Annotated in this window: 22 protein-coding genes; 12 read left to right on the top strand and 10 right to left on the bottom strand. The window is 60.4% G+C overall.

The window, feature by feature from the left end; genetic code table 11:
• Nucleotide 1 precedes the first annotated feature (1 nt).
• From HAV21_RS21550 to HAV21_RS21525, 6 genes are all read right to left on the bottom strand, one after another.
• A complete protein-coding gene (locus tag HAV21_RS21550; RefSeq protein WP_243753419.1) occupies nt 2-1,747 on the bottom strand; it encodes a hypothetical protein in 1,746 nt (581 codons plus the stop codon).
• Between the two features lie 121 nt (nt 1,748-1,868).
• Nucleotides 1,869-2,648 carry a hypothetical protein gene (locus tag HAV21_RS21545; RefSeq protein WP_166843108.1) on the bottom strand — a complete coding sequence of 260 codons (780 nt, stop codon included), beginning with the start codon at nt 2,646-2,648 and terminating at the stop codon, nt 1,869-1,871.
• Between the two features lie 3 nt (nt 2,649-2,651).
• Nucleotides 2,652-2,981, bottom strand: coding sequence for a hypothetical protein (locus tag HAV21_RS21540; protein ID WP_243753418.1), 330 nt, complete (start codon nt 2,979-2,981; stop codon nt 2,652-2,654).
• A gap of 17 nt (nt 2,982-2,998) precedes the next feature.
• Entirely contained in the window at nt 2,999-4,174 is a 1,176-nt protein-coding gene (locus tag HAV21_RS21535) for a ParA family protein (RefSeq protein ID WP_166843106.1), read from the bottom strand.
• A gap of 178 nt (nt 4,175-4,352) precedes the next feature.
• Nucleotides 4,353-4,883, bottom strand: coding sequence for a hypothetical protein (locus HAV21_RS21530; protein ID WP_166843105.1), 531 nt, complete (start codon nt 4,881-4,883; stop codon nt 4,353-4,355).
• The gene (locus HAV21_RS21525; RefSeq protein WP_166843104.1) at nt 4,883-5,974 is read right to left on the bottom strand and encodes a M23 family metallopeptidase; all 1,092 of its coding nucleotides are present in this window, start codon (nt 5,972-5,974) and stop codon (nt 4,883-4,885) included. Before HAV21_RS21525 ends, HAV21_RS21530 begins: the two co-directional genes overlap by 1 nt.
• A gap of 193 nt (nt 5,975-6,167) precedes the next feature.
• On the opposite strand from HAV21_RS21525, the gene HAV21_RS21520 reads away from it, so the two are divergent.
• From HAV21_RS21520 to HAV21_RS21485, 8 genes are all read left to right on the top strand, one after another.
• Nucleotides 6,168-6,905 carry a hypothetical protein gene (locus tag HAV21_RS21520; protein WP_166843103.1) on the top strand — a complete coding sequence of 246 codons (738 nt, stop codon included), beginning with the start codon at nt 6,168-6,170 and terminating at the stop codon, nt 6,903-6,905.
• Entirely contained in the window at nt 6,902-7,666 is a 765-nt protein-coding gene (locus tag HAV21_RS21515; protein ID WP_166843102.1) for a hypothetical protein, read from the top strand. Before HAV21_RS21520 ends, HAV21_RS21515 begins: the two co-directional genes overlap by 4 nt.
• A gap of 15 nt (nt 7,667-7,681) precedes the next feature.
• A complete protein-coding gene (locus HAV21_RS21510) occupies nt 7,682-7,990 on the top strand; it encodes a hypothetical protein (RefSeq protein WP_098937225.1) in 309 nt (102 codons plus the stop codon).
• A gap of 246 nt (nt 7,991-8,236) precedes the next feature.
• A complete protein-coding gene (locus HAV21_RS21505) occupies nt 8,237-8,473 on the top strand; it encodes a hypothetical protein (RefSeq protein WP_166843101.1) in 237 nt (78 codons plus the stop codon).
• A 152-nt stretch (nt 8,474-8,625) separates the two neighbouring features.
• Nucleotides 8,626-10,473, top strand: a complete 1,848-nt coding sequence (locus HAV21_RS21500; RefSeq protein ID WP_166843129.1) for a hypothetical protein — start codon at nt 8,626-8,628, stop codon at nt 10,471-10,473.
• Nucleotides 10,474-10,858: 385 nt separating this feature from the next.
• Nucleotides 10,859-11,686, top strand: a complete 828-nt coding sequence (locus HAV21_RS21495; protein ID WP_166843100.1) for a ParA family protein — start codon at nt 10,859-10,861, stop codon at nt 11,684-11,686.
• 82 nt (nt 11,687-11,768) lie between these two features.
• On the top strand, nt 11,769-12,110 hold the full coding sequence (locus HAV21_RS21490) for a hypothetical protein (RefSeq protein ID WP_166843099.1): 342 nt from the start codon (nt 11,769-11,771) through the stop codon (nt 12,108-12,110).
• Between the two features lie 139 nt (nt 12,111-12,249).
• Nucleotides 12,250-12,795: a hypothetical protein gene (locus HAV21_RS21485; protein ID WP_166843098.1), complete on the top strand. Its 546-nt coding sequence runs from the start codon at nt 12,250-12,252 to the stop codon at nt 12,793-12,795.
• A 61-nt stretch (nt 12,796-12,856) separates the two neighbouring features.
• Here the strand turns inward: HAV21_RS21485 and HAV21_RS21480 are convergent, their stop codons facing one another.
• Together HAV21_RS21480 and HAV21_RS21475 are read right to left on the bottom strand one after the other, a co-directional pair.
• Nucleotides 12,857-13,435 carry a recombinase family protein gene (locus HAV21_RS21480; protein WP_166843097.1) on the bottom strand — a complete coding sequence of 193 codons (579 nt, stop codon included), beginning with the start codon at nt 13,433-13,435 and terminating at the stop codon, nt 12,857-12,859.
• Between the two features lie 250 nt (nt 13,436-13,685).
• Nucleotides 13,686-15,494 carry a hypothetical protein gene (locus tag HAV21_RS21475; RefSeq protein ID WP_166843096.1) on the bottom strand — a complete coding sequence of 603 codons (1,809 nt, stop codon included), beginning with the start codon at nt 15,492-15,494 and terminating at the stop codon, nt 13,686-13,688.
• Between the two features lie 310 nt (nt 15,495-15,804).
• Between HAV21_RS21475 and HAV21_RS21470 the strand changes: the two genes are divergently transcribed.
• From HAV21_RS21470 to HAV21_RS21455, 4 genes are all read left to right on the top strand, one after another.
• Nucleotides 15,805-16,074: a helix-turn-helix domain-containing protein gene (locus HAV21_RS21470; RefSeq protein ID WP_166843095.1), complete on the top strand. Its 270-nt coding sequence runs from the start codon at nt 15,805-15,807 to the stop codon at nt 16,072-16,074.
• A 46-nt stretch (nt 16,075-16,120) separates the two neighbouring features.
• Complete coding sequence (locus HAV21_RS21465; RefSeq protein WP_166843094.1) at nt 16,121-16,993, top strand: hypothetical protein; 873 nt, start codon at nt 16,121-16,123, stop codon at nt 16,991-16,993.
• A gap of 344 nt (nt 16,994-17,337) precedes the next feature.
• Nucleotides 17,338-19,290 (top strand): site-specific DNA-methyltransferase, encoded by a 1,953-nt coding sequence (locus HAV21_RS21460; RefSeq protein ID WP_166843093.1) that lies wholly within the window; start codon nt 17,338-17,340, stop codon nt 19,288-19,290.
• Nucleotides 19,291-19,292: 2 nt separating this feature from the next.
• Nucleotides 19,293-21,620 (top strand): DEAD/DEAH box helicase family protein, encoded by a 2,328-nt coding sequence (locus HAV21_RS21455; protein ID WP_166843092.1) that lies wholly within the window; start codon nt 19,293-19,295, stop codon nt 21,618-21,620.
• A gap of 171 nt (nt 21,621-21,791) precedes the next feature.
• Here HAV21_RS21455 and HAV21_RS21450 read toward each other — a convergent pair whose 3' ends face one another.
• Nucleotides 21,792-22,118, bottom strand: coding sequence for a hypothetical protein (locus HAV21_RS21450; protein ID WP_324645359.1), 327 nt, complete (start codon nt 22,116-22,118; stop codon nt 21,792-21,794).
• Nucleotides 22,099-22,431: a hypothetical protein gene (locus HAV21_RS21445; RefSeq protein ID WP_166843091.1), complete on the bottom strand. Its 333-nt coding sequence runs from the start codon at nt 22,429-22,431 to the stop codon at nt 22,099-22,101. Before HAV21_RS21445 ends, HAV21_RS21450 begins: the two co-directional genes overlap by 20 nt.
• Between the last annotated feature and the right edge of the window lie 336 nt (nt 22,432-22,767).

Below are 22,767 nucleotides of genomic sequence, written 5' to 3'. Positions count from 1 at the left end.
ATTACCGGCCGCTGATGTGATCGGTATCCGGGGCCATCGAATGCACGCCCTGACGGCCGCGCATCGCAGCCTGCCGCGATGCTTCACGTCCTGCCAGGAGGAACGCTGTCGCACCGCCCGCGGCGATCTTGGCCGATCCCCGTGTGGCTGTTGCCGTGCCCTTACCGAAGGCGGCAGCGCCATTGCGCGCCGCTGCAGCAGCCTTCCCCGTCGGTGTCCCGGCCCGATCGTCCCGCTGAGCCTGGGCGATGGTGCGGGTATCAGGAGTTGGCGTTGGATCCTGGGCGCCGGACGCCTCCCGGCCGGCATGGCCAGCACTGCGACGGCCAGTCCCAGCGCCTGCCGGCGAGCCGGTCATACCGTTGTCAGGCCCGACAGGAAGGCCGGGACTACCTTGCCGCTGCCCTGCGCCGTTCGGGCCGACTGGGCCGCCGCTAGCCGGGCCGGACTGGGCTTGCATTGTGCGGCGTTGACGGATCATCGCGCCGATTCCGGCTCCGGCTCCGGCGACCATCGCCGCCCCTGCAATCGAGGGACGGTTGGCACCCAGCCCGGTAGCGGAAGAGGGAAGGATGGGGACGAACTTGAACAGCAATGCCGGCGAGAACGCCAGGACCACCATCGCGGCGGCCGCAATAAAGACAGATGAAGCGTTCACCAGCGCATCGCTGGTTCCCCCGCCTTGGAACGCGGGGCGGGAGGAAATGAAACTGAACAACGCACCCATGATCAACAGCAGCAGCGGCTTGGACAAAGCGATTCCCAGCCACAGCGACCCGACCTTGCCGACCCGGGCCCGGTGCTCCGGGTGAATCATGAATCCGAGCATTAACGCGATACCTACGCCCAGGAGGTACAGGGCGATCGGCGCCAGAGCGAAAAGCCCCAGGAGTGCCCACGCCCCGATAAACAGCAGGCCGAACAGCAGTACAGCTGCCAGCGGGCCGAAAACCCCGTTCGACTCATACGAGGCGAACCGGGAAATGGTCGTGGAGAAGGTCCCGATCTGGTTTGCCGTCCACGGGCTGATCGACTCCGTGAGACTGATCAGCGCGTTATTTGCCACGTAGCCCAGGACCGGACCGAACAAGGCCAGGAGAATCGCCAACGGCGCATACCAGAGCACGGACTCACGCATGGAGTCCGGATCGATTTTCTCGTCCGAGTAGTCCCGGAAGAGTTTGAAAAACATGAGGGTCAGCAGGATGATCCCAAGCCCGGAAAAGATCGCCCACGTGGTCCGGAAACCCTCATCGACGTCAAACTTCGAGACCTTCAACAGGTTCACCAGGACCTCGTTCGTGGCCGAGACGCCGGCCTCCTTGGTCGAGTTCGCAAACTTCTCAAACCCATCCTTGGCATTGGCGATAAAGGCCACCGTGTCCACCGCACCCAGCACGAACTGCCCACCAGGCTGGACCGCGATGGCGGTCCGCAGAACGGCGCCAGCTACGGGAGCGAACTTCTGAATAATCGACCCGCCCGTGCACCAGGTTGTACCCGTCAGAGGCGCTCCCGCAGAGGGCAGCGCGGCGCAGAACGACGCAGTGTCCCCGCCGTAGTCCAGAGACTTCTCCGGCGTCGTCAGGAACGTCTCAAAGGCCTTTGCCGCGACATTCTCACAATTGCTTCCGCCCATGGCCGCGTAGAAGGCCATGTCACCACAAGCTGTCTTGCCAAGCTCCAGGTTCAGCCTGTCCCGGATCGCATTCCTCTGATCATCGGGCAATCCCGCAAGGCGTTTCATCTGATCAGCGTTCAACTTCTCGGACTTCGTTATGTCGTCCGCTGCCTGAGCAGGTCCGGCGGTGATAACCCCGAGGCTGAGGAACAACGACAATAGGGCCGCGACCAGGCGAATCGTCTTATTAGCGCTTAGCGTTCGCATACTCAATCCACCCATCTCTGCGCACGTCCGCGAACACCGAGTTCACAAGGTCCTGGGTCAACACCGGAAAATCTCCAGTGGGTTCTCCAGGCGTCGCTCCAGCAGGTCCTCTGTCTTGGACGCGGCCGCCGAAATTCGGGTCATCGGCAGACTGTCGGGCGTCCGTGATCTTCCAGTCGCCATCCCAGGTCAGTTCCATCGGAACCGTTCCGAAGCCCCCGGCCGGAACGGTTTTGACCTGGGCATTCAAAGATCCGATGAAGACTTGAACCACAGCGCGCTTCTTCTCTTCGCAGCTGGCAACCCGGTACAGGCCGCCGGCAGCCACGTCGGAACGGGAAACCCACCCGCCATCGAAAGCGCCGGACGGCAGATTCTTGGTGGTGGTCATGAGGTCTCCCCCGGAAGTCACCTTTTCGAACCAGGGGCCCGGAACGGAAACCTCAGTCAGGGTTTTCTTTTGGTCCGCCCAGGTCTTCAGATTGACTTCCGATAGCAGCGGAGCAAAGTTGGCCGCTGCCTGGGCGGCGGAATCACACGTGCCGCTATAGCCGGTGATGGTCTTGCCATCACCGGCCGTTTTTGTTCCTCCTTCACCGATCTTGATCGTGGAGACGGGAAACCCGAACTTCCCGGACGCCTGAAGTGAGCTGGGTTCTTGTTCAGCGGAAGGTGTCGGACGGCTGATGAGGATTACGGCCACGGCAACGGCGACGATCACAACTCCTACCGCCGTAAGCGCCTTCCAGTGCTTCTGCATGGACTAGGCTCCCGCTGCTGCTGTGAGGGCAAGGATGCCGCCGATGATGACGCTGGCGCCGGCGACGGCGGCGAAGGCGATGCCGCTGCGCTTGGCGCCGTCTGCGCCGTCTGCAATGTCGTCGGAGTGGCCGCGCTGGCGGGCGACGCCCCACTTGCCCAAGTTCATCAGGAATGCGGCGGTAACCAGGATCAGGACCAACGCCCAGATGCCGCCGAGGATGAGTTGGATCGCGCCTTGGAACTTGACGCCGAAGACGTTGATGTTCGGTGTCACCCCGTCCAGGGGGTTGTTGGCGGCCGCGGGAACGATGACTTCGTTGACGATGCTCATGAACATGATGGGGTTTCCTATCGGTTGGTGAAGTGGTTAGGGGCGTGGGCAGTGCGGTTATCTACCTCGAGCAGGCCAGCAGCGATTTCGGCGGTCACGCGTTCGAAAGCGCGGCGGGCAGGATCGCCCACGAGCTGCCAGTCGATGATGGAGCCGTTATCGAGTGCCGCGTCGTATGGGATATCGATGATGGCCCGCACCGTACCTTCGAGCTGGGCACGGAGGTCCGCCCGATCGGCGGCTGAAACTTTCGCCCCGCCGCCCTGGGTCACGACGACCACGGCGTTGTTCACCAGGTCTTTGTAGTGCCGGTTCCCGGTGCGTTCGGTCATGGATTCGAGCTGTTCGATCATCCGGAGGGCTGAGACGACAGCGTTGCGCTGTAGCCGGACCGGGATCACGAGCTGGTCTGTGACCTCGATTGAAGCCAACCAGTTCTCGGAGCGGGTGTTGTTGCCGGTGTCCAGGACGATGGTGTCGTAAAACCGGCTAACCACTGTGTGGATCCGGTTGAATTCTTCGGCCCCAATGGACTTCATCCGGTCAGGGTCCTCGTCGGAGGCCAGGACGGAGAACTGATTCTTTCCCTGGTGGCGGGTGTAGTAGGAGAAGTCGCCTTTGCGGGCTTCGATGGTTTCGAACTTTTCCAGGACGTTGAGCAGGTCCCACACGGTACGGGTGGAGCCGTTTGCGTTGGTCCGCACACCAAGGGTGCCCATCATTTCGTTGTTGTCCCACACGATGGCGTGCTGGCCCGAGTGAATCCCGAAGGTGGAGCCGATCCCGACGCTGCACATGGTCTTACCGACCCCGCCCAGAGGCTGGGCGACCATGATGCGCATGGGCCGGGAATAGACCCGCTGGATCGCGGAGAGGTCCGTTCGGCGGGCCAGCTCGGCCGCGCCGACCTTGGGCTTGACCAGACCGAACGTCACTGCCCGCAGGAACGCCTGCCAGCCAGTGGCCGGGGGCAGTTCATCGTTCAAGTTGTCCTTTTGCAGCACCGAGGCGCTGCGCCGGCCGCTGACCAGCGGGGCCGGCGCAGCTGTTGCTGCAAGTGCCTTATCCGGTGCTGACTCGGAGACGGCGGCCTCTGCCGTTTCCGGGGTGTTGTCCTCTGCGCTGGTTTCCGGATCGAGCAGGCTGATGGGGGCGCGTGACTTCCGCTCTGCGCCTGACCAGTTGGTACTCATCGGGTCTTCCTTTCATTCGCGGGGTTCTGACTTCTGGAAATCTGTGGGACAGGTTCCTGGAACAGCAACGGGGCAGCCGTCGCGATTGCTTGTGCCGGTCCCGGACTGTCCGGGTTGGTGAGCGGATCTGTGAACAGCGGTGCCGTGCCGAACTCATCCGCGCCGGTGGCCGGGGCATTCATGGGGCACTCACCGGGCTGATCGAGGTCACAAGCCAGGGATCGTCCTGGCCGATGCGGTGGAGCATCATCGTCCAGGGCCCGGCGTCCGTGTCGAAGGTGGCGGTCACGGTCATGGGGTTCTGTGCTTCCCGGCTGATCGCCGGACCGTCGGTGACGGTGGAGAACGGGACTTGGGCCGGGTCGATGTAGCGGGCATCCTCCTTGTACTCGGCGGCGAGCATGGGTTCGAGATCCCTGAACCAGGTCTTCTCTTCCACAGTGGGACGGCCGAACAGGGCCATGGCCTTTCCGGCGGTGTCCTTGACTGTCTGCTCTGCGCCGGCATCCCAGGTGACGTTAGGGCCGTCATAGTGCTCCGTGGCTTCGTCGTGGTCATGACCGTCACCGGTGGAATTCCCGTCAGCGTCGGCTGTGATGGTCGGCGCGGCCGTCGCGGTGGCCGTGCTGTCTGCGGTGGGGGTCCCGGCGCAGGCCGTCAGTAGCGCTGCGGCCGCGAGCAGCGCCGGGGCGAGTGCGGTTCTACGCATCACAGGATGCCTTTCTCTTGAAGGATCGGGGTGGGGTCGATGGTGGCGTTGATCGGGATCATCGGGTTCGGCAGAGCCCCGGCATAGAACTCCATGTGCGTGTGCCGGCCTGAGACGTTTCCTGTGGCCCCTTCGATCCCAAGTGGAGTCCCGGCAGCAACGATGTCGCCTTCCTTGACCTTCAGGGACCCGGCCTCCATGTGGTACATGCCGATGGTCAGCTTCCCGTCGAGCGTTTGCCCGGTGACACCGGTCCCGAACTGGCCGTCGAGGTTGCGGATCTTCACGATCTTCAGATCCGTGATCGCCAGGACCGTCCCGGCATGTCCCGGGGTGGAGAAATCGATGCCGTAGTGGAAGTTCGCCAGCACTCCCCCGGCAGTGCCGGGCGGGGCCGGCCGCGGGCCGTAGCCGCTGGTCATGTCAGCCCCTGGCAGAGGCTTGACCCACTTGCCGGCAATGTCCCCGACAACCTGGTTCCCCTCGGCCGGGCACACCCCGGAGGGATCCACCAACGCTGCGGATTCCCCGCCGAGGGCTTTCACGATCTGCGTGGCCTGCTCCCGGAAGCGGGTGTAATGGTTCGGGTCCGCGTTCCGCTGCGTGCGGTGAATAGCGATGGTCGGTTCGAGGGTTTCCCAGCCCTCGACCTTCTGCAGGGCCTTGAAGAAGTTGGTCGCGCTGGTGTGAGGGTCCATACGGTCCTCATAGGAACCCCACGCACCGTTCGCCCGCTGCTGGAACAGCCCGCGGGAGTCAGGGCCTGCGCCGTCCCCGAAATCAATGACCCGTAACGATGACTCACCAATGGCAGCCTGGACACCGATCAACTGGGCAGCCACCGGCAGCTTCAAATCAGCCGCAGCCTTCATAATGGCGGCCGCGTTTTTCATTTGCTCACCGTCGAACCCGGCCACTGTGCTGCCGGAAATCGTTGAGGATGCCGGTTCAGCTGCGGTCCCAGGAGCGACACAAGCAGAAGCCGCCTGGGCCGGAGAGCCGCCATCGTCAAGGACCACGACAACGAACCCCAATGTAAGGGCGGTAGCGACAGCAACAGTGCTAGCAGCTCGACCGACTGTCAAAGACATGCCGCCCCTCCCCTGGGCTAATCCGGGGCCTATTCCCCCGAGCGGAAAACCCATCCCGGCTAAACTCAGCCCTAAGGCTAGGATGGAAAATAAGACCATTAGTTAAGTGTGGTTGAAAACTTAACTATTGGGAGCATCTTAGCAGAATCTGTTGCGCCCGTCTTGTCATGTTCGGTCCGTCCAAGGAGTGTTTGTGCCCGTCTCAGCCTCAGAGTTCAAGAGCTGGCTGGACGCCCAGTCCATCAGCACTTCCCCTGCCGCTCTGAGCGCCCTGACAGGCCTACATCGCGGCACTCTGGGCAACCAGTTGCGGCGCGGAAACGTTGCGGAATCGACAGTCGTTGCCGTGGCGCGGGCGTCCGAAATGAACGTGCTGGAAGCGCTGGCTGCCTTTGACCCATACAGGGACATGTACACCCGGCCGATCGAGCCCACACCAGCAGAAGTGCTAAGCCAGGTCCATCACGCCGATCTGATGGCGGAGCTGCAGTTCCGCACCTCCAAGAAGCACTATCCACGGGATCTTCGGAAACATATCCCGCTCATAGACTTTCCGCACGAAGGCTCCAACCGGGCCTGGATCGATGCCATCGACCCTGGCGAACTGCGGCACCGCATGGCCGAAGAAACGGGCATGGCCCTGACCTACATCTTTACTCAGCTGACCGAAAACAAGCTGACACCGCCGCTGGCAGTAGCAGCCTCCAGAGCAGCGGGGACCTCTTTCGCATCGGGTCTGGTCGTTATCGGCCTCGTGTTACCGGCCGAGGGTGGTTGGCAACCCCGTGCGCGCGAGGATGAGCTACTTGAGATTTCCGATGATGCCCTAGTGGAGCTGATCTCAGGCAGGATCAACCTGCTGCAGCGACGGGTCAAACAGCGCAAAGAGGCCCGGGAATACGCGGAGAAAATGACGGAGCTGCTCGGGTGAATCCACTGTCCGTTGTCCCTGTGACGCTGATGCTCATCCTCTTGGGAAGCCTGACTTTCAAGCGCATCAACACACCGGCCACCGGCTATCAGCACGCCCTACGGGGCAAGGCCAGCAGCATTGCCCTGTCGGGAATCTTCCTCACGATCGGTTACCTGCTCCTGCTGCCGCCGGTGTATTACCCGCTGGATTCGATGATGCCGATCCACAACGCAACCGACCTCATCTCGAAGTATTGCGCCCTGGTAGCTGTTGCGTTCCTCGGCGGCCACCTAAGCCTCGCCTACGGCTCGTCCTTTGCACGGCGCTGGACCGTCGGAGCGCCTGGGGCTGCAGTGCTGGGGCTCGTGTCGGCCGGCCTTCTCTGGACCGTCCTGGCCACAGACGCCCCCTATTCATCGCCCCAGATGCTCGACTTTGCCACCCAGCCCAGCGTCCGCATCAACATCTGGCTGGTGCTCTTCTATGTGGCTTACGTCGTCTTTCCTCTTGTGCGGCCGGCCTACCTCGATTCCAGAAACAACCCACTGCGCACAGGCCGCACGGCGTCCGGAATGATTGCCGCGGGCTTCACACTCTCGCTGCTGCGCGCGGGTGCCTACCCCATCGAGTGGTTTGGGGCCGGAGATGTGGTTTACCTCTACATGCTCGTTTCCTACGCATCCACCGCCCTGGTCGTCGTAGGCCTTGCACTCTTCGCTTACGCCCGCAGAAAGCGCAAGGTTGAGGCCGACCTGGGCTCCGCCCTCTCCCTCGATTAGGAAGGCAGCAGCAGAATGACCACTCCAGAAAAAGCGCAGAAAGCCGTTCAGAGCGTCCTGGCGGAAGTCCCGCGGGAGCATGAGGCTGCTTATCGCGTCATCTATGAGGCTGTGAAAGTTTGCCTGCTGGCCGGCATGGACCGGCGCGCAGCTGCCAGCTACCTTGGAATTTCCCGATGGCGTATTGACGGCCAGGGGCGCTATTTCAGGTCACTAAAGGCTACGGGGGACCTGTTTCGCAGCGCATTCTCCGGCGGAGCAGGAGAGAGCGAGGCGAGCCCCAAGGCGGTTGATGCCATCGTACGGCGCGCCTGGAACAGATAATCGAACAGCGGGTCGTCCCATATCTAAATTTTCCAGTTTTTATGACATATTGGAGCAATGAGCTCACGCAATCTGTCACACGGCGGTCAAGAAAGCTGCGCGCGCACAATAGTTACAACGGGACGCCGAGTCCCTGCCCGAGACGTCAGCCACACGTTTAGCAAAGCACCGGGGCCCGAAAGAATCCCCGAGCCCACGGGCGTGTCTGGAAACCTTAGCCCTAGGGCTAAGGCTAGGGTGAGCCATATGGGAACCGTTCTTCGCCGCCAACGCGGCACTGGCATGAACAATGTGCAGGCCAACTACTCGATCCCGCCCCACTGCAAAGACCTCGTACGCGAAGTCTCAAGGCGGATGGGCCTCAGTGACTCGCAGGGCTTGGAACAGATCCTGATTCACCTCGAACTCGAAGCAGACGGCCTGCCCGCATGGGCAGACCGCGACAGCCTGCAGGAGGCATTGCCTATTGCGAAGGCCAGTTAAATAGCTGAAGGCCCGCACAAGGCGGGCCTTCACTAAGTATCCGTTCAGATCCACGTTTCCTGGCAGTTACAGCGATCTGAACTATTCAGCAGCTTCCTCATTCGAGGACGCTCCCGTTTTCACACCCTCCTTACGGAAAGGTCTTGTTCCCCATGGTACCGGAAGTCAATTCCGCGTCAACGCATGCCCGTGAGAGTGTCGCCGCCGTACGTCAAGTCACGCCACAAGACGCCTGGGTCCTGGCACCACTGATTGCCGGTCAGCCGTCCTACCGTCTGGGTCGGTGGATCGGCGCACGGTTCCAGTACCCCCGGCCCGCGACCCCGCCCACGATCACGGCATCACTGCCCGAACGACCGGCAGCAGTGATGATCCACGGCGTGGACGGCTCCGTAGCCACGCTCTGCATCGACCTAGATACCTCCAAGGCAGTGAAGGGCGTCGTTGAATCAGACGCGGCACGGCTTGGAAAGCTTCTCCAGGAAGCAAACGTCAGCTTCGTGGAGGACTTCTCCCCCAGCGGCGGCAGGCACATCTACATCCCACTGCAGGAACGGCTTACCGCGGCCAAAGCCCGAGACCTCATCGAGGCCCTCGGCCTTCTGGCGACGAGCCTGGACCCAAGCCCGCACCAGAACATCACCGACGGGTGCATCCGTGTCCCTGGCTCCAAGCACAAGGCCGGCGGCCACCAGACTCTCCTCACTCCCCTGTCGCAGGCCTACGCCACCCTCCGCGTCCGCAACTCCCCGCGCGCACTAGCAGCCCTTCGAACTGCGTTGGCGCCGGAGCTGGCCCGCCTCCGCGTCCTCAAAGAACGGCAGGCCAAAGCAGCGCCAACAGCCAGGTCTACTGCTGCGCAGCTGCCCATCGCTGGTCACAGCGAATCTCCGCTGCGGCGAATCGCACGTACCGGTCTCTACGACACAGCCAAGTACGCCAGCCCCTCAGAAGCACGCATGGGCGTACTCAATCACTTCTCCGCGTGTGGGTGGGCCCTGGAAGACGTACAGAACGAACTCACCGGGCAGTTCCCGGGCCTAGCTGCCCTGTACGGCACGCCGGCCAAACAGGCACGGCTGCTGCCCACTGAATGGGCCAAGGCCCAGGCCTTCACCAATGCCCGCGAAGCCCAAAAACGCAGTCCCCGTAAAACAGGGAAAAACAATGCCCTTATTAACAACACAAGCCCCACTAAACCCACAGGGGGGGCACTCAACGCTAGCTCTGCATCAATCCACCAACTGGTCAACGATCTGGAAAACATCCTGTTCGCTGTACTGGATCACCGGCTGGCAGCTAGAGGCCGGGAAGGCCTCAGCCTCCGCCTGCTGATCCGTGGACTGCTGGGGTACATGCGCGCGAAAGAAACCGACCTTCTCGACGTTGGGTGCCGCACTCTCGCGGTCGCCCTGGGCAAACACCACGTCACCATTGCGCGGCTGCTGCCGATTCTGGCCCAGGCCTCAGATGGCATTCTCACCAAAGTGGCGGACGCGCGTCACAAGGCAGCCGACGTCTATCTCATCCAGCTGCCTCAACACTATGAACAACTGGCCAGGGAACTGATGTGGCGCAAGGGCCGCATCCACGCTGTGCGGCCCGTGTTCCGTGCCCTAGGAGACGTCGCAGCTCTCGTATACGAGTCCATCGAACGAGCCCGCCACTCCCCCACCACCGCTGACGTCGTGCGCTCCACCAGCATTAGCCGCAACGCCGTGACGGCAGCCCTTACCGAGATGGAAGCTCTCGGCATGATCCGCCGGGACAACGGCCAATGGAAGACCGTTGCCATCGATCTCGCCAATCTGGCCGCGCGACTGGGCGTCTTGGAGGATTACCAGGCGCACATACGTCGTAATCGGCTGCAGCGGGCCTCCTGGCACGCGTATCTGGATCGTTTTCTCACGAGTCAGGTTGGCGAACATGAAGCCTGGGACCAGGAGCGGGACGAATACTGGCTGCCCCCTGACGAAGTGACGCTGTGGCGGGTGGCCTGACCGTGCCTGGGTGTAATAAATCCATTAGGTATAAAAGGTATATAAGCTTCACTGCGTGTCCACGAAGCTTCAACCGCCCGATTGTCGGGTCATGACCGAGGCCTTGGAGACTTCACCCGCCATACCCGGGATCACGGCGGGGATCACGGCGGGGATTTATATCCGTTAGGGGTATTAGGTATAAAAGCGACAAAGGAGCTACTATAGTTTTTATACCTAATGACTATATAGCGGATGCTCATCGTGGTCCCCGTCGAGCCGGTGACTCCACAGCGGTCCCGGGATGTTAGGGCCAATGGCGATATTGTCTCCTATGGACACCGTGTCGCTATAAGTCCTAATAGGGATATTGGCTATATTCGTTCCATCACTGATTGGAGATTCCATGGCAGCGACCATCTATGCGCTCATCAACCAAAAGGGCGGCGTCGGCAAGACGACGGAAACGTACAGCCTCACCAGAGCTTTGGTTGCGTCCGGAAAGCGAGTCTTGGCCATAGACGCCGACCCGCAGGGAAACCTCAGCGGCATCCTGGCAGCAGACAACGTGGAAGCGGACCAACTCACCTTTGCTGACGTGCTGCTGGGGGAGAGGGTCCAAGACGTCGAAGTCGACGGCATCTGGGGAGGACTCGCCGTTCTCCCCGGCAACTCCAACACGACCAAAGCAATCCAGCAGCTACACACCGAGCACGGCCGCGAGTACCGGCTCAAAGAAGCCCTGGCGGACAGCCTGGACCGCTACGACATAATCCTCATTGACTGCGCACCCAGCCTAGAGCTGCACACCATCAACGCGCTTGCAGCGGCGCACCGCGCCCTGGTGATCTGCCAACCCGGCAAATTCTCCCTCGATGGGTTGAGCCAGCTGCAGCTGAGCTTCGACAGCGTCTCCCGGTACTACAACCCCCTGCTGACAGTGGCGGGCGTGATAGTCAACGGAAACCGCAACACCCTGACCCACAAGGCATGGATAGCTGACCTCGCCGAAGCCTCACCGTGGCGGGTCTTCACGCCCTACGTGCCGTATTGGAGCGTCATCCAAGACGCCATGGAAGCCGGCGTCGGCCTCGACGAGTGGCCCGGAGACGACAAAGCGCGGCAAGCCTACGAAATCTACGCACGACACCTCGCGCATCTGGATGAAATCGAACTTCGTGCACACCTGGAAAAGATGTTCCCAAAGCACGACTACAGCACCCTGGAGAGCTGACATGGCACAACGACCCGAACGCCGAAAGAGCACCCTCGGGGCTGCTCACCCAATCGAGCACCAAAACAACCAGGCGCCTGTGATGAAAAATCAAGAGGATCCGGGGCCGCAGCTCATCACAGACCAGGCTCCTTCGCCTTCGCGCGCGCAGGATCCAGCCGCGCCGGCTGCTGCGCCGAAGGTTGCCAATAAAGCCGGCAAAACCCAGCCGAAAGGGGCCTTCTACGCGGACGAGGATGAACTAGAACGCATCCGAGCCGCATGGTTTCATACTCCGACCACCGCGGCCGAGCGGGAAGCCTCCTTCTCGGACTTCCTTCGGGAAGCCGCCCTCGTGAGGATGCAGGGACGCGAGAAGACTTACAACGGAGGCAACCCGTTTCCCCGCGTACCGTCTGGAAAAATCGCACGCGGCCGAAGGTAGGCAAAAGGTCTTTTGTCGCTATTAGGTCTAATGCCGACAATAGAGCTGCTGCTAGGGAATGTGGTGCCTGGCTCACAGCCACAGAACCAGAGTCCCTTAGAGAGCGCTGTAAAGTTTGGCCCGTAGATTGGGGGACGCCATGGTGGCGAACAGTTTTGAAACGCTGAAGAAGGTCATCGAGGACAACTCAGAGGCTGACCACTTCTTCCGTGCGGTGCACGAGTGGGGCGTAGTAGCGGTGGAGGAAGATCCCCTCCAGGAAGGCGAATGCGTCTGCGGGCAGCAGGATCTCCGATACATGTACACCATCCAAAATCGCCACAATGGACGGACGCTGGAATACATCGGCAGCACGTGTGTAGAGCACTTTGAGAGCAGCGAACTGAACCTTCAGATCACCACGTTCAGGGGTCTGTTCGATCTCAGAAAGAAGATTATCGCGGGAGAGCGGATCTTTCTCGAAGCGGATTTCTCCCGCGACATTCTGCGGTGGCTGTACGAAGCGGGCGCCTTCCCAGCGAACCGGTTCAACAACAACAATGGTGAAAACGACTACCTGTTTCTTCTAGACATGTTCAACAAGCACATCAAAGACAACATCACGCAGCCGCAACAGAGGAAGATTTGGGGATTGCTGAACTATACGGTGAAGCCGTTTGTCAGCAATCACCCAGCCCTCGGTTAAGTCGGGGGAGCGCGGAGCGCGGCCCGATCTGGCTAAGGCGCCATTTCGTTTCTGGACGAGTTCAGTTTGCGGTGGGGGAGCGGGGCGGCAGGTGCCGGTACAGGCTGGTCCGCGACAGACCCGTCTTGGTGACGATTTCGCGCATGGTCTTCCCTTTGTCCCGCAGCATCACGGCATGTTCGAGCTTGTCAGGATCTACGACGGATGGCCTGCCCGTGCGCCGGCCGTTGGCTGTAGCCACGGCCCGGGCATGCGCCGCGCGTTCGGCTGCATAGGTTCGCTCCATTTCCGCGAACAGGGCCAGCAGGACCACTGCCAGTTGCGCCATGGGACTGTCGGGAGACGATGTATCGATGCGCAGAGGATCGGCTAGTGTCCGGATCCCCACTTCACGCTCTTTGAGCTCATGCATCAGGTTGAGCGTATCCCGCACTGTTCGCCCCAAGCGGTCCAACGTATGCACAACGATTACATCGCCGGCCCTGGCATGCTGCAGCGCAGCGTGAAGGCCGGGCCGATCCCTTGTGGCCCCCGACCGCTTATCGGAAAAGACCGTCGTGACGCCGGCGGCCGCCAAGGCGTCCAGCTGCCGACTCAAATCCTGCTTGGCGGTTGAGACCCGCGCGTATCCGATATCCATTCCCGCACGGTACCGAAAGTTGTTCTCGTGACGGCACATTATGGCGCACGTTTTGGCATAACATCCGGGACGATCAAGTTACGTGCAGCTACGCGGGTTGAGCCGCCGGGGAATGTCCCGCATTGTCCTGTCCCAGTTCTAAGGAAGTGGAACGCTAGATCACCAAGGGGTGTGCCAGGAAGCCGATACGGTGCTTGTGGCATGAATGCAGACAAGACAAACCCCGAGTGGTTGTTCGGCAACTTCTCAACTAGTGGTCAGAATTGGCCTGCATCCGCTTCATAAAGTTGTTGATTGTCTTGACGGCTTGTTCTTTTTCCCATCGTGGGGAACTGAGAGGTACTCCCCGCTGATGTAGGTGCTGATCAAGAGGATTGCCAGGGTCGGTTTGGCGCCAAGAGCGAAGGAGATCGACGACGTCATATCCGAGTGAGGCAGCGTTCTCCAGGATCATGAGGTCCTTACTGGTTATTAAGGCGACAGGCGCGCAGGATTCTTGAGACAACTCGGGCATCGATGAGAGACGTTCAATTACTCGATGATGGACGGTGGGGTTCCAAGGTAAGCCTGTCTGGGCTGTTACGACGAGTGGTATGAATGTGAGCTGCCCCGGACGAGATTGTCCTTGGCGGTCAGGCTCTGCCTGCTGAAGCAAGCTAATGGTGGATGCTAGCTGTTTGGCCTTCCGCTTCGTCAGTACGCGATCTAGCTCGGAGTCCAGGTCATCAGCGTTGGCTTTTGCAAAGACCACGGGCACCGGAATGGGCGTGTCTGTCACCTCGAAGAGAAGCCAAGTTTTTCCTACCCGCACTGCGTAGTCGCAGATCTTGGGCATATGTCTCCTAGAGCCAAATCTTCGTTGCAGGTGGATCTCGTCGAGAACCTGGACCTTGGCTCTTGAGAATATGCGCCGCAAGGTAACGCCTGTTTCATGCTCGAGAATGTCGGTCGTGCATTGATGGAATGCTTCATCCCGCTTGGTGCCGTGTTTTTTGTCGAATGCTTTGAGGTGGTGGCGGACGTCGAAGAAGGTGACCTCGCTGAGGGCCCTCTGGATGACGAAGTTGGGGCTAAGTACCAGGAACTCCCCAGATGCCAGCTGGACGAGCGGAAAGCGTCGGAACGTGTTGAACGCGTAACGGGAACCGCCGGAGGTTGTTATGTCCTTCTGGATCTGGGCGCGGAGCTCAGGCACTGTCCGAGACGTGGCGCTGAGAAAGTGTTCCGTTGCAGCTGGCGGCAGCCCGAGCGTGTCAAAAAACTTGCTAGGGAAGCGGACGAATTTGTGTAGGGCTGCTTGGGCGTAGACGTTAAATGCGACTGCGGCAAAATCGGCTAGTTCGACCCCTGTTGCCTCTTTGAAGAGGTCACGCGGTTCTCCGCCAACAGCGTCCGTGGTGGGCGTCCGTTTCGGCCAGTCTTGAAACCAAGTGCGTTCAATCCAGGAGAGCTGATGCCCAACCCACATGGACTTGTTGAAGTGGAGGTTTGCGATTATCTCACCCGCAAGTTCTGCATTCACTCCTCCCCAAGTTTCGCCGGCGGGATCTCCGGCGCCGCTTTCGTCGCCAATTCCGAGCAGACAGCAGATCAGGGCGTCGAGGCCATCAGTGGTGTCAGTCGGCGGACCTGGCGGGCAATAAGAGAGAGCTTCTCCTGCCGCGAGCAGCAGGAGCTGTGGGGCAAACATTTTGTCGCCCAGCGTTGACGCGATGCTAAGGCGGGTCCGGATTTCTGGGTGCACTATGGAGGCGATCCAACGTTGATCTACCTCTGTGTCAGCGTCGGCTGTCGTGCTTATGTCTATGTCGGTGAGGATTTGAGCAATCAAGCTAAGTGCCTGCTCGTCCGCAATCCTGCTCCAGAGCTGAATCCGGTCTTTCTTCCGTACCTCGACACCCATGACGTCGGTTGCTGCTGCATACACGCGGACAACAGACCCGTGAGGGGGGAATGGTGAGATTGCCTGAGCGGATACCACGCTCCATGGATTAATCAGTGAGAATGGCAGGTCTATCTTTGTTCGAACAGACATGTATCTCCCCGGTATCTCCTTCATTCAGACCTGGAGGGGTCCAGGGAAGCCATGGCGGCTGTTCCATATCCAGCCATCGGCCAGTGCAGGAGCCCCTCATCCTGCACCCACGCACTACCTGAACCAAGGAAGGCGAGCTTGCAGCGTCCCCGAGCGACTCTTGGTCAATCACCCCGGTCAGCTCGGACCGGCATTTCCCATTCCTTGGGGATGTCCACAAAGATTGTATCGGGTCCCCTCCGACGCGAAAGGGCATTGATGACCCCAAACAACAGCATTAGTAACCCTGAAACTCTCAGTACGGCAGATTGCCAACGTGATCTGAGATGGTTTCATGCGGTGGGACGGACTCAGCGTGGACCCCAAGTACCTTGAAGCTCTCTTCGCCAAATACCCGGAGCGTCTGACGACTCAGCACCTCGAAGAACTCTTCGGGCTCTCTCGAAACACGGTGTACCGCTGGTTGCAAACCGGAGTGATTCCTGCTTACCAAGTCGAGAAGACGTGGTTGGTCTCCAGAGACCAGGTCAAAGACTGGGTTTGGGAAAACCGGAACACACTCAGGAAGGGCCAGGCGCCGGGAGTGAATGAGGACCAGCCATAGAGTGAAGCGGCTGAGTGTTTCAGATGTACGTCCTAATATCTGAATCATGACCTTTACGTACACCTCCACCGAGCTGGCAGAAATCGGTGAGAGCATTCCGGCCCGCGCCTACGAGGCCGGCATTTTGTTCGTGCCTGGTGCAAAGATTGAGGGTGAAAGCCATATAGCTCTCAATGGCAGCGACCTCAACGTCGACGAAGCCATCCGGATGGCAGCCAAGGTTGGGGCGGCATTTATCAGCTCTAGTGATTCCACCTTCGAAGTGCAGAACTATCTAGATGAGCTTGTCGATGACCAGGAAAATTTGTCCGCTCGGGCCAAGAAACTGATTGAAGCTGCCCGGCAGTACAACGGACAACACCAAAGTGTGACGGTAGTCTGGGCCGCCCAAGGGCTGCTTTATGAGTGGCACGCTGGTACTGATTGGCTCGTTCCGTTCCTCAACGAGCTGCACGACGCGGTTGAAGAGTCAGAGGAAGAATCCAATGAAGCCCAGCGGGAACGCCTGACCGAGTATTACACCAACATCCAAACGGCGGCGACAGTTCTGGCTGAATCCCGTAAATACCGCGGCGAACAAGTGGGCAAGCGTCGGCACCTCATGGCAACTATCATCGCTGAAGCTGGAATGGACGAGATCGACGACATCACCTTGTCCCATCGCGTCATGCCCGAAGCTAACAGGATAGTAAGTGCCAAGGTTTACGAGTTTGAGCAGGACTTCCGAGCTCGCAAGGCGGAGATAGCCGAGGAACTTAGGAACTTCCCTGCATGGCAAGTGGTCTACTCCAAAGCGGAGCGAAAGGCTGCGGCCATGAAATTCCTGACCAAGAAAGCCGACGGCCATCGGCTGAGCACGGACTTGGCCGTCGAGATTAGCGATGCTGCAGCGAACCCCGTCTACGTATCGCGCTACTGACTGGATATCAATGAGGACCAGAATGGCCACGGCTGCACAGTCTGCGTCTGGCTTCAGTCGGACTACCCAGAGCAGTTACTGACAAGCTCTGCAGGGGTTCACCAGTGGGCGAAAGAAGTGGTCAAGCAGCCCGTAGCCCCCATCTAGACTTGGAGGCGTGTTTGCCTTCCTTCAGCTTAGAAAAGCCTGTCTTCCAGCATGGGCGAGTCTATGAGGGTAGGCGAGGCTTTCACTGTCGGTGGTCATTGGTCTACTGGCTATGAGGAGCCGCAATACCGCAGCCACAGGCTACAGAGGGCGTGCCGCCCCTTTTTCCTTTCCGTATGTCATCAAAGGGGCGCGTCGTGGACGATGTAGCAGAACTTGAGTCGCTGCCAGTCGAGCAGCTGATCGAAATGATCCGCGAGAAGACCGGCGCTGGCGTTAATCTTTCGTTTCCAGGCAAGGTCCTGGCGCGGCAGCTTGGCCGCCGAGTGCGTCCGCGCAACCAGCGCACTGTGAAATCCCTCAGCGCCGGGGACGAGCACGGCAAATCTCGGAACTTGGTAATCGAGGGGGACAACCTTCAAGCCCTTGCCTCGCTTTACCGTGAACGCGGGCAAATCGACATGATCCTCACCGACCCGCCGTACAACACCGGCGGTGACTTTCGGTACAACGACAAGTGGGATAAGGACCCCAACGACCCCGACATGGGCGAGTTCGTTGGGAGCGACGATCCCGCGAAACACACAAAGTGGATGAAGTTCATGTACCCGCGGCTGCAGATGATGCGCGCGATGCTCAAGCCCTCAGGCGTGCTCGCCATCTGCATCGACAGCCGTGAGCTGTTCCATCTCGGCCAGATGCTCGACGAATTGTTCGGCGAAGAAAACCGGTTGGCGATCATCAATTGGCAGAAGTCTTACTCGCCCCGCTCGGACAACCGTCACGTTTCTACGGCTACAGAGTACGTCCTCGTGTACGCGAAGGACGAGCGGATCGCGAAAACCGGGCTGCAGCCCCGCACAGCCAGCATGGATGCCCGCTACCGCAACCCCGACAACGACGCGCGCGTGTGGAAGGGCGAGAACTTCTCGGGCCCTAAGGCACTTACCCACCAGGGAATGGTCTACGGCATCCAGTCGCCGTTCACGGGCGAAGTCCACTACCCACCTGCCGGCAAGTGCTGGCGGGCGCCGCAGACGGACGCCCTTCGATGGCTCTCCGAATGGGGCATCGACTACGAGCTACGCGATGTAGACGACGCGGAGATTCGCGCTGGCATCATCGGGATCTCCCCGGCAGAGACGCGCATGGTTCGCGCGGTCATGGTGAAATCCGACCTCGACGACACCCAAGAAACAGCGGAAAAGCGTCGTGAGGCTGGCGACTGGCCACGTCTCATATTCGGGCTCGATGGAAAGGGCCGGCCCCAGCAGAAGAAGTACCTTGAGGACGTAAAGCAGGGCCGCGTGCCGATGACCTACTGGGCCGACGACGATGTAGACGAGCCGGACGCACTCGGCGACGTCTCCTGGGACCATGAAGAGTCAGGCCACAGCCAATCCGGCGTCAACGAGCTGACGGCGATCGTAGGGCCCGGGCACGGATTCGAAACCGTGAAGCCGATGAAGCTCATGACCAAGCTCATCCAGATCTGGTGCCCCCCGGCAGGGACGATCCTCGATCCCTTCGCAGGGTCCGGCACCACGGGACACGCGGTCCTGAAGCTCAACCACGATCAGGGTGCCGACCGGCGCTTCATTCTCATTGAGCAGGGCCGCCCGGACAACGGTGACTCGTATGCGAAAACCCTGACCGTCGACCGACTCAAAAGAGTGATCGACGGTGGATGGTCGAAGAAGAAGCACGCACCGCTCGGTGGCGGCTTCACCTTTAAGACGCTTCAGAAGAAGGTCGACGCCAAGACGCTCCTGCTGATGGAGCGGGACGAAATGATCGACACCGTCATCGCGTCCCACTCAAGCACCGGCAGCCGTCGATCGGCCTCGCTCATCCCGTTGACCGACGGCGAGGACGATGAGCCATATAAGTATCTGGTCGCTAAGAACGCGAGCAACGAGGGAATCTACCTGGTTTGGTCGGGTGCAGGGTCTAACACTGATCTGACCGAAGAGGTTTACGAAGCGATCACGGAGGAAGCCGACAAGGCCGAACTGGCCGAGGTCTACCACGTTTACAGCCGGCGCAACCTGCTCGTGACGGACGACGTGGTCTGGTACCAGATCCCTGACCGGATCCTGTCCGACTTCGGACTGGACGTCCGCACCGAGTCGTTCACCGAGGAAGGCTGAGCATGGCGATCGAACTGTTCCAGTTCCAGCAGGACGCGGCCTCTCAGATGGCCGACCGTTACATCGAGTACAGTACGGACCCCATATCTTTCGGGCGGGGTGCGAAGCGCCGTGACGTTCCGTTCTATCAAGCGCTGGCGTCCATCACGGGATCCGGCAAGACCGCGATACTGGCCCAGGCGGTCAGCGAGATCGTCGCCATGTCGGAGATCCCGCCGGTCATTCTCTGGCTGTCCAAGGGCAAGGTGGTGGTCCAGCAGAGTTACGCCAATCTGGCAGATGGCGGGAAGTACGGTCACCTCCTCTCTGACATTACGGTTCGCCTGCTCAGCGAGTACGACCCCGAGGACGTCGCAAATTCGAAGGAAGCACTGCTCTACTTCGCGACCGTCGGCACCTTTAACCAGCGTGACCGCGAGAACAGCAACCTGAGGATCTTCGCGCTCGATACCGACAATATTGAATCCACACGCTGGGAGGCGCTTAAGCTCCGCGAACTGACCGATGGACGGCGAAGGCCACTGGTCGTCGTCTATGACGAGGCACAGAACCTGAGCGACCAACAGACGACGCTGCTCATCGAGCAGCAGCCCTCTGTCTTCCTGCTAGCAAGCGCGACGCTGAGGTTCCCGGCCCAGTTCGACTCTGAGGTCATCCAGCCTCTAAGGACGTCGGGTGGTTACAAGGACACGGATCTGATCACGCCCGTGAAGTCTTCCACAGTGGTCGCCTCCGGACTCGTCAAAGGCATGATCTCCCTCGACGGGCTCAATGCCCCGATGGAGGAGACCATCTCCGAGATGCTCGGCGACCTGGGCGAAGCAGATGACGCCGCCAAGGCGGAAAACCTGGGTTTCATGCCAAAGGCGATCTACGTCTGCAACACGAACATCCTTGCCGATGATGCGAGCCAGACGGACGACCCCAAGCAGCCTTTCGACCAACGGCAAGCCCCACCGATCGCGATCTGGCGCTACCTCACAGACCAGTGCGGTGTGCCGGCAGATGAGATTGCCGTATACGCGAACCTCAAGACGGACAAGGATTTCCCTCTACCTGCCGACTTCACACTGTTCAACGGCGGTGAGAGCGACTACGAAGACTTCATGGCTGGGGATTACCGGCACATCATCTTCAACAAGACCCTCCAGGAGGGCTGGGACGATCCCAGCGTTTATTTCGCCTACATCGACAAGACCATGGAGTCCACTGTCGATATAACCCAGATTGTCGGACGCGTACTGCGCCAGCCAGGCGCGACTCACTATGAGGCCGACCGCCTAAACACTGCGCACTTCTACGTCCGCGTGGACCGAAACGACTCCTTTGCGCAGGTAGTAGAGGAAGTCAAGAAGGGGCTTGGAGGCGATGCGCCCGAGGTTCGGATTCTGACGTCTCCCCCCGGGACTGAAGAACCGGAGAGCTTGCCCGTGAAGCAGCAGCTAACCGTGCCCCGAACGTTCATCAACAACGCCCCAACCGTTGAACCGGTCGAAAAGGTCATAGCCAAAGTCCACGACTATTCTCAGGATTCGGTTAATACCCGCGGGGTGGGTCGGCGCCGGACCGTCCAGCAGACGATCGGAGCTGGGGAAGCGGTGGACTCGGAGTGGGTCGACTTTGAGCAGTCCAACCGCGTTAATGCCCGCTGGGTCTTCCGTCGCGAGGTCTCCCGCCGCTACCGGCCTGCACTCATGGTTATGAACACCGACACGCAAAAGTTTGACGCCAAGGTCGGGGTCGGCAGCAGTGCCTACGCAAGCCTGACCGATAACGCCGCTGAAGCTGTGGACGAGTACCTCAGGTACGCGGTCGTCAAGCAGCACAAGCCAAAGCCGTACACGATCGGCAGCACACTCGTGCGCCGTGGCAGCATGGAGACCTTCAAGAACGCCCTTCACGAAGGCTACGACGGCCTTACCGATCTCGAACGACGCTTTGCGCGGGCGATCGATGAGACGGGACTCCCGTGGGCTCGCAACCGATCGCAGACGGGGTACAAAATCCCTCTGGTCTCGCTCGGCCAGACGGTCTGGTTCTTCCCCGACTTCCTCGTATGGTCAGAGGATACAGTGATCTGCGTCGACACCAAGGGCAACCATCTCGTCGAGGGTGACGGCCGCCGCAAGCTGCTCTCTATTCAGCCGCACAAAGACGTTCCCACGACGGTTCAGGTCAAGTTCGTAACGGAGGGGACTTGGAAACCCGACGGCACGCCGGACGGCAAGGATGGCTTCTCGATCTGGGAGCTGGGTAGTGGTCAGACCCTTCGGGCTCTGCCACACGAGGATATGGAATCGGTAGCGAAGTCATTTGTCGCCGCTTCATGACCTGAACCGAGCCGCTGAGCTGAGTATCGCGCCACGCTCGTAGTGGTACCGCCGGACAGTGCGGTCTCAGCCGGGATGCAAATCCCGGCTTGGCCAGGGCCAGCGACACGGGCGGATGCAGGGGGCGCATCTTGTCACAGTGCCACGCTACCACCGCCAGCCCTAGCGGGCTTAGGCGGCGGCAGCTCCTTCGTCCATGATGGCCACCAACAGCCATTGCTCCGACAGTGGCTCACGGCGCAGCTCCAGCGTTCGTAACGCTGAGGTGGATGTCAGCCGTACCTGCAATTGCCAATGCTCAACACTGACCAGATCACCACAACCAACGGGGGCGCGTTTGGCCGTGTTCCACCAGTCCGCACGGGTGAACCAATGCACTGGCTCCGCGGCCACAGCCCAGATCCGCCCGTCATACCGGACGGCCAAGGGAATGCCCTTGGCGGTAAACCTGACCTGCACCGGCACGTCGAGTGGTTCATCAGTTGCTGTTCTTGCCACGGGTCCGCTCTCCCAAATTCCTGTTCATCATTTCTTTCCGGCGGGTAACCGCGGAACTCCACACCCAGGTCCGGTACGTGACCGGCCCGTCCTTCCACGTCACTTCGGCCGCCTTCGCTGTCCAGGCGAACACTTCGCCGTCCACCAGCTCGGCACAGTTCGGGAACCGGATCCACGCCTTCACCAGGATCCCCGGATACCCGTTCTTGACCGGGAAATGCTCGAAATCAAGCTCCTCCACAGTCAGTCCGATGGGGCCGGCCCGCCGCGCGTACTGCGCCTGCAGCGCGGCCGCGAACTCTTCGGAGGACATACCACAACCTTAGAACACATATTCGAATAGACACGCCAAAGAACGGCGGCCCAGGGTGCTGGCCGCCAGCTTTCATCTTGGGGGAGGGGTCCGACAAAACAGGCAAGGGCCCGCATTCCATCGGAATGCGGACCCTCAACTGTGCAAACATCCTGCTGCTTACGGCTCCAAGCATGCCACACCAGAGGTTCGCCAGGGCTCACCCCCATATGGGCGTCCGCTGGCGCGGCCGGCTGTTGGGTCCAGGGCGTGCCGTCGCAGAGCTCCGGACCCCCTGGCCCTGTCTTGTCTACGACGTTTTCTGGTTGCTGTCCTGCGGATTCTAGGCGTCCGCTC

Source organism: Paenarthrobacter sp. MSM-2-10-13 (genome assembly GCF_011605365.1).
Classification (GTDB): Bacteria; Actinomycetota; Actinomycetes; order Actinomycetales; family Micrococcaceae; genus Arthrobacter.
Note: the sequence above shows the minus strand (reverse complement) of the source record. Positions and strands in the feature narration are given on the sequence as shown.